This is a genomic window from Pseudomonas gregormendelii, from assembly GCF_017114825.1.
Taxonomy (GTDB): domain Bacteria; phylum Pseudomonadota; class Gammaproteobacteria; order Pseudomonadales; family Pseudomonadaceae; genus Aquipseudomonas; species Aquipseudomonas gregormendelii.
On sequence record NZ_JADEVO010000031.1, the window covers coordinates 70,486 to 78,045 of the forward strand.

The following is a 7,560-nucleotide window of genomic DNA, read 5'->3' on the forward strand; positions in this document are numbered from 1 at the left end:
GTAGCTGCAATGGCACAGGGAAACCTGGCTCGCCTTGCGGTTACTGCTCAGCCACCGGGAAGAGATCTTGCGACAGGTGTGGGGGCTCCACTCGACTGCAATGCACTGCATGCCATCGTGGCCAAGTCACTTGTGGCACTTGTCAGGGTGCCTGCGAGTTGTCGTATCAATATCATCTGGACGTCTATGTAAGCACTTCAGTGACTTACTCCTGGGGTAGTGAAATCCCAGATTGGTTTCGGGTATCTCTTAAGGAAGCAACCCGCAATTCTGAGATGGATTCTGTTTTTCATGTCACCACCTACGAGACTAAATATGACCAACCAAACATTTTTGTTGGGAAAGGTCATGCAATTGGTTCCGAAGCAATGGTCGGATACCAAGGGGCTATTGGACAATGCAAATTTATAGGGGAGTCGTTGATCCCTGTCTATCTGGACGGGGTCCTTTCCGGGGAATTTCAGAAATCGATTGATGGCGTTTCCGATCCGACGAAAATTAATAAAGTCGGGAAGGCATCACGCAACAACATTGCCCGAGAGCTCATCACTGAAGTGGAGGAAGGAATTTATTTCCCCGCGATCTCCACACCAGTGCAGCGTGGTGTGATTAGTGAAGACCAGGCCACGGAATTCTTAGCCGGGCGTGCGAAAGCGAAAACCTACATCGAAGAGAGTCAGAAAGCCTTTAAGCCGGGCCGAATTTTCCAATTCAGTTTGAGATTGACGCTTCTGCTTTCCACCCTATATTTGGTGGCATACATAGCATCAGACATGCCACCTTTAGGGGAGTGGAAGAAGGTCGCACGAATCTTGAGCCTTACCGAGGCATTTCAAAATCCGATGTTTGTCTTTCAAAAGTTCATCCATCCATTCGAGTGGATGTACGATCAGTACCACAACAATACGTGGCCTTTCCAAGCTTTGTGGTTTCCATTTTGTGCAATTTTATTCAACAAATATGCGCTTCCACTTCTTTTTCCACGCCTGTGGGATTGGAATAAAAACATTATGACAAGCCTTTTGCTGTCCATTCCTGGTATGGCCATACTGGCTTTTCTACTGGCGATTTTCCCGGCGTCATACACAGGATTAAACTTCGAAAATGTGACGCCCTATAGTCAGGTTGTTGAAGTGATGATGACGCTTACAGCCGTGGGAGTTATGGTTCCGAAAATCTGGGGTTGGGCGCTGATTATTGCGTTGATTCGATATCCCGCTGCCGGTCAATATTGGGCGCGTCGAATGTATCGAAAACTGTCACCAAAAACTTAAGTTAAGCCCCCATTGAATGGGGGCTTTTTTGGGGCGTCTGTCACTCAACCCGCCGCGCACAATCCTTTCACCCAGCGCAATTGTCGGTTATCTCCAGGCGCCAGCATTTGTACCAGCTTTTCAGTGGTGTGGACGACGCCGTGCGTCAGCACCGCATGTGGAAATTTTATTCTGTTTAACGCATGTAAGCCTTAGCTGAGTTAGCGCTGACTTGCCATTATTCTGGCCCCCAGGATGGCACGTTCTGGTAAACCTTTGGCGGCCTCTGAGCCTATCGACCAAACACCATCTTGGAAGAAAGTCGTTGGGGTTTTGGCAATGTTAATAGTTCTACGGGCGTCATCCTGAGCACCTAGTGTGCGCAAGTCGTTTTTACTGCAAGTCTGCGTCCTCACAGGCTTACCCTTCATAGCGTCATCGAACGTCTGCTTCGGGTTGTCGCTGCACCAGATGTTCTTGTAAAGCATCCAGGCCGGACCATTAAGTTCCCCCGACGGCGCAGCGAGGTAACGCACCTCAACCCCCCGGGCGTTGATCTCCTGCACCGACTTGTGCAGTTCACGAGTAAACGGACAGGTGGCGTCAGCAAACACATAGACGTATGCCTTGGGATTGGATGGACTGAAGGAGATATAATCTTCCGCCGTCAGCGTGCTCAGAGCATCCCGATAAAACCGAAATTGAGGGGCCGGCTTGGGTACCGGTGGCTGGGTCAGTTCATAAAGGAAGCTGCCGAGACCTTCAGCTTGAGCAAGCGGTGAAGTGAGACTAAGAATTGCGACAAGACCGAGACCAGCTAGGCGGAACGAACTTCTTGGTAAAATCATCCATGCTGCGCGAAAGTCGCGCCTCCGAAATTGTAGGTTGAATACTTCAACAAAACACCTGTAGTAAGTGGAGCTCGAAGCAAAAACGCATCTCAAATTAACAATGGAATCTGTCTAAGTTAGTACGGAATTGAATAGATCCATCTCAGTAGCTGGCACGAATAAATTAGCTGAGCTCAAAAGTGATTTGATTTCATCACACCAGCTGTGGCACATCAATGGAACGAACATAAATCCCCGGATTTTAATGGATGCATTCGCCGCTGACTCAACCGTGTTTGGACGTCAGTTGTTAAAAGCGGAAATTTCGATTTTTATCATTTTTCAATGACACGTTGTCGAATAAAATCGAAGGAAAGGTGTTGGAGAAATATAATGACTCGAAACCTGGGGCACCGTGATGCCAGCCCCAGAGCTCCCAAATACTAGTCTTATACGAAGTCCTCTGTAGCAGAGCAGGAGCCGCGGCCGAGTATTGTGCGACTCAGATTGCCCGTTCAAACAAGCATGCGTCGCAGGTGCCTGATTTAGGCTTCAGCGCACGGCTCAGTAACTCAAGTTCGCCAACACCGTACTCGGATGTTCCGCATCTACAACCACTAGCTTTTGAATAGCTACTACAGTGGTGCGTTGGCGATCGGTTTTTTTGTCATTACCTTGAATCAACGAATCGACGTAGCCATACACCTTGACCGTGTAAGGTTTGCGTTGCTTCACATAGCTTTCGAGCACTCGCGCGGCGGTTTCGTCTTCAACCGGGATGAAGTTGAATTGTTGACCGTTGCTGAAAGTTAGTGCATAGGAGGAGTTATCTCCGAACTTGATGTCGCCTCTGTTCTTTACCTCGTGGCCGTAAGCGTAGGAACTTGATTGCTCATGTGCCGCTTGGGTGTTGACGGCGTTAAATGCACTTGGCGCGTAGCTGAATCCCTTTTTATTGAAATCATACTGCGACAGTGGGATTGCTTGTGGCATGTCGAGCATGACGTAACGGGTGTTGAGATTATCGCGAATATGTTTGGTAAAAATTGGCTCTAGGCTTTTAGCGATGTCACGTTGGGTAAACTGGTCGTTTGTGCTAGCAAACTTCTGCAAAAAGCTGCTGAGAGTTTCGTCGCCCAAGTCGTATTGCGTGCGCAGATCGTAGCGAAAGGAGTCGGCGAGGGTCAGCGCATCGTCCGGAGTTTCTTTGTTGCCGTTGTAGATATAGAGCATTTGTGTCCCAGACTTTAGAGTCACGTACTGACTGAAGTCGGGCTGGCTGCTCGGCGATGGCAGCGTCCAGCTTACGGGGTCATCTGCATGCAACTTCGCCTCCCGCTGCATACGCTCAGCTTCGTCTTGAGCGCGCTCTTCGGGAGTAGGGTTATATACTCTTCTGGCTTTCTCTTTGTTTATTTCCGCTTGAGTCATGGGCTGGGAAGGCGAATGCACGGCGGATTTGGAGTGTTCGTCTTCTTTGTCCGAGCAGGCAGCGAGGGTGATAGCCAATGCCAATACAGAGAGCGTTTTGAAGCGCATCTGAGAGATTCCTGAAAAGAGTCACAGTGGTCGTAGACGTTTTTTAGTTAAGAGGCAGCCGCGCTCACACGCCCGCAACACGGCAGGCATGTGGCTTGGAAGCTATACGAAAACTAAGGGCCGCTAGAGTGGTGTAAATTATTAGACCGGTTGCACGCCGATTTCGCGGCAATATGTCTCAGTTGCCTGTTCGATCAGTCTGATCTTCTTGTTGGCGCGCAATAGCATAAAAATACCACTACCAATAAACAAAATGCCTGGAATGATGAAGATTAGAAGTGGCAGACCGATTACGATGAAAAACCAAGCGAACACTTTGGTAAACTTGAAGGTTTTGATCAACATTTGCTTCTGCGAGTAGATCGCGTCAGCATCTTTCAAGCCTTGCGACTTGTAACCACCGATGATCGCCCGTTCATCCGACATATTGAAGCTGGCTAGCATATTTTTCCTTAGATCTTCCTGAATGGATGTGGCAGCAGATTGCGGTCTTGGATTAGGCGAAAACCGGACCTTTCCGCGGGCTCCGTCCCATCCTTTTCGGCGATCCACCGCGATTTTTCATGGTAGATGCAAGCCCACGAGCGGTAAGTTAAACACAGACAATGATGGCCATTCAACATCTATACGCTGCGGACGGCTCTACGGAACCTTCGAGCACTTTGGCGCATAGCTGGTCGCTATGGGAAACCCCCAAAAAATGCCTAATTCATGAAGCTTTAGTTTAGGTTTTGGGTCATCTTTCGGTGCATTCGACGTGCCCAGTGATGACCAGCACCTGGGTATCGAATGAAAGCAATGATGTATGCCCGGACCCAGATTTTCGGCAACATGTTAAGAATGATTGATAGCGTCTCAAGCACGGCAACAGCCCCGGAGTAACCTCCAAGATTCCGGGGGTGGAAATTGGAGTAAGAGTGCGGATTCCACGGCCATCTGGCCACCAATAAGGCAGGCAGCAACGCAGGATTAATTCACTACCATCGACCTCTTTTATCGAAGCAGAGAGGTCGTCGTGGAGCGTTTATCCATGCGTAAGATTCGAGAAGTGCTACGTCTCAAATTCGAGGTCGGCCTATCTGCCCGCCAAGTCGCTGCCAGCTTGCAAGTCGGTCGAGACAGCGTCGGTGAGTACCTCAATCGTTTTGCTGCCAGCGGCCTAACTTGGCCGTCTGCGCTGAATGACGCCAAGTTGCAACGACATCTTTTTCCGCCGCCGCCAGCAGTCCCCAGTGATCAACGTCCGGTGCCTGACTGGGCTCATGTCCATGCCGAGTTGCGCCGCCCCGGCGTAACCCTGGCTCTGCTCTGGCAGGAATATCGACTCGCTCACCCGCAAGGCTTTCAATACAGTTGGTACTGCGAGCACTACCGCCTCTGGGCCGCCAAGGTCGACGTGGTCATGTGCCAGGAACACCGCGCCGGAGAAAAGCTGTTCGTTGATTACGCCGGGCAGACCGTGCCGGTCATTGACCGGCGAACCGGTGAGATCCGCCAAACGCAGATCTTCGTCGCTGTCCTCGGCGCGTCCAGCTACACCTTCGCCGAGGCCACTTGGTCGCAGAAGCTGCCTGACTGGCTTGGCTCGCACGTACGGTGTTTCGCTTTTCTCGGCGGCACATCGCAGATCCTGGCGCCCGACAACCTGCGCAGCGGCGTCACCAAAGCGCATCGCTACGAGCCCGACATCAACCCTAGTTACCGCGACCTGGCCGAGCATTACGGCATCGCCGTATTGCCTGCTCGCTCACGCAAACCCAAGGACAAAACCAAGGTCGAAGTCGGCGTGCAAGTGGTCGAGCGTTGGATCCTAGCGGTGCTGCGCAACCGCCAGTTTTTCTCGCTGGGCGAACTCAACACCGCAATCTCACTGCTGCTGGATCGCCTCATTCACAAGCCCTTCAAAAAGCTGCCCGGCTCACGCCGATCAGCCTTCGAAAGCATCGACCAACCGGCGCTGCAAGCGCTGCCAGAGCATCCGTACGTCTACGCCGAATGGAAAAAATTGCGAGTCCATATCGACTACCACTTCGAGGTCGACGGCCACTTTTACTCGGTGCCGTACCAGTTGGTTAAGCACCAACTCGAAGTGCGCCTGACCGCGCAGACGGTCAAGTGCTTCCACGCCAATCAGCGCGTGGCCAGCCATCTGCGCTCACTGCACAAAGGCCGCCACACCACCCAAACCGAGCACATGCCCAAGAGCCACCGCGAACATGCCGAGTGGACGCCCCAGCGACTGATCCGCTGGGCAGAGCAGACCGGGCCCAACACTGCTGGCGTCATCGCCTACATCCTCGAACGCCGAATCCACCCGCAGCACGGCTTCCGCGCCTGCCTGGGCATCCTGCGCCTGAGCAAACAGCACGGCTAAGCGCGGCTGGAAGCCGCGTGCCAGCGTGCGCTGGCACTGGGTGCATGCAGTTACAAAAGCCTCAAATCGATCTTGCGCCAAGGCCTGGAGCGGCTGCCGCTGGCCCAGCAAAACCTGCCGCTGCTTATCGGATCGAACTGAAGGGCGAATCGATGCGCAGACGCGCAACGAAATTGACGACGGCAGGGACTTCAGACTAACAATGCAAACCCGCGTCGCTGCGCTCCGACTGCCTGGCCGGATGAGCGTGGAATAGGTGGCCGGATGTTGGTGGGCTGAGTGGCCGGATGGCGTGGAATGCGCAGTAAGAGGCCAAAAAATCGAAAGGAAGAATGCCAGGGCCAATCCAGGAAAGGCCAGTAGAAGCGTTTTCCTAAAGCTGCCTCTCCAAGCCCAAAGGCGGGGGAAAAGCTGCGGTAACGCATACCTGTTGAAAATAATCGCGAAGAATGGGAACCACAGAATCCGGAACGGCAGCGCAGTATATTCGAGCTGGTAGGCTATCCGGTCGAACGGGTAGGTTTTCAACCGACCTCCCGATGATTGTCGCTTTCTCCAAGCCCATGAGAAGGTACAGCAGCGGTACAGTGCCCAGCTTTACTCACTTAGCTGAAACTAGCCAAACCTACCAATAATCAACTGGTTAAAGCTATTGTACCCTTCCCCTACCTAGCCTAGACTTTATTGGCCTCGGTGCATCAGTCGGCGACTCATAATCCTTTGGTCCACGGTTCAAGTCCGTGTGGGCCCACCAAACAAATCAAAGGCTTACGTCGTTCAGACGTAGGCCTTTTTTGTTGGATGCGGGTTTTCGTACCTGTATGAAGTCTGTAAAGGCGGGCCTGCCGCCTGTCGGTGCGCAGATTCCCAGAAGCCAAGCCGTTAAAAGGCGCACAGCACCGTCGAAACGACGAAGGTCGGCGCTACTGGTCGGCGGCTCCTTAGAAAACCCTGGGTGTCAAGCAGCTTGTGATATTCTTGTTATTCAACAGGAGCAGCACCGTGACCAAGCAAGCAGAAAACAAACCACTGCCACCGACGGCAACCAAGAAGTCGCCATTCGCCGTTCGACTGGATGACAGTCGCACTGTGGCTGTGTCTGCGCTCGCAAATGACATTGTTGAGCGGCACGCCGCAAAGGCTCTTGCTGGCACTGTGCGCAGTCAATCAGGTGGTTTTAAAGTCACTCGCGCTCCTAGAGTTCCGCATCTCATTGGCATGGAGCGGGATATCCTCGAGCTGAAGAAAGCAGTTGAGGCACTCTCCCTGCTCTGCGTTGTTCACGATCAGTCAGCCCAGCTTTCCGACACGGTGGATTTCGAAGGCATGACTGTGCTCGATGCTGATACTGCGTTCCAGATGCTCGATAACCCCCCTGAGCCCAATCAGGCACTGCGCAACCTGCTTGCCTTGCACTAAGGGTGTTGGCGCTGATTGAAAACTGACCCACCCTGCCGATTGAAAATTGACCCAGGACGGATTGCTGATTTCTGTCCCAGCAATTGTGGATAAGTTTAGCAGCAGTGCTCCGGTTCGAGACGCATCAAGCCCCACCGCATGTATG

The 7,560-nt window shown here is 52.4% G+C and carries 5 protein-coding genes and 1 pseudogene; 3 read left to right on the forward strand and 3 right to left on the reverse strand.

Features of this window, described 5'->3' with window-relative positions:
• Window positions 1-200 precede the first annotated feature (200 nt).
• Window positions 201-1,274, forward strand: a complete 1,074-nt coding sequence (locus IMW75_RS20035) for a hypothetical protein (protein WP_205893536.1) — start codon at window positions 201-203, stop codon at window positions 1,272-1,274.
• Window positions 1,275-1,474: 200 nt separating this feature from the next.
• On the opposite strand, the gene IMW75_RS20040 is transcribed toward IMW75_RS20035, so the two are convergent.
• From IMW75_RS20040 to IMW75_RS20050, 3 genes are all read right to left on the reverse strand, one after another.
• Window positions 1,475-2,101, reverse strand: a complete 627-nt coding sequence (locus IMW75_RS20040) for a thioredoxin fold domain-containing protein (protein WP_205893537.1) — start codon at window positions 2,099-2,101, stop codon at window positions 1,475-1,477.
• Between the two features lie 546 nt (window positions 2,102-2,647).
• Window positions 2,648-3,622, reverse strand: a complete 975-nt coding sequence (locus IMW75_RS20045; protein WP_205893538.1) for a hypothetical protein — start codon at window positions 3,620-3,622, stop codon at window positions 2,648-2,650.
• A 141-nt stretch (window positions 3,623-3,763) separates the two neighbouring features.
• The gene (locus IMW75_RS20050) at window positions 3,764-4,066 is read right to left on the reverse strand and encodes a hypothetical protein (RefSeq protein WP_205893539.1); all 303 of its coding nucleotides are present in this window, start codon (window positions 4,064-4,066) and stop codon (window positions 3,764-3,766) included.
• Window positions 4,067-4,652: 586 nt separating this feature from the next.
• Between IMW75_RS20050 and istA the strand changes: the two are divergent.
• Both istA and IMW75_RS20065 read left to right on the forward strand, forming a co-directional pair.
• Window positions 4,653-6,137, forward strand: a pseudogene (istA, locus tag IMW75_RS20055) (IS21 family transposase).
• Between the two features lie 861 nt (window positions 6,138-6,998).
• Window positions 6,999-7,415: a hypothetical protein gene (locus tag IMW75_RS20065; protein ID WP_205893540.1), complete on the forward strand. Its 417-nt coding sequence runs from the start codon at window positions 6,999-7,001 to the stop codon at window positions 7,413-7,415.
• The last annotated feature ends 145 nt before the right edge of the window (window positions 7,416-7,560 follow it).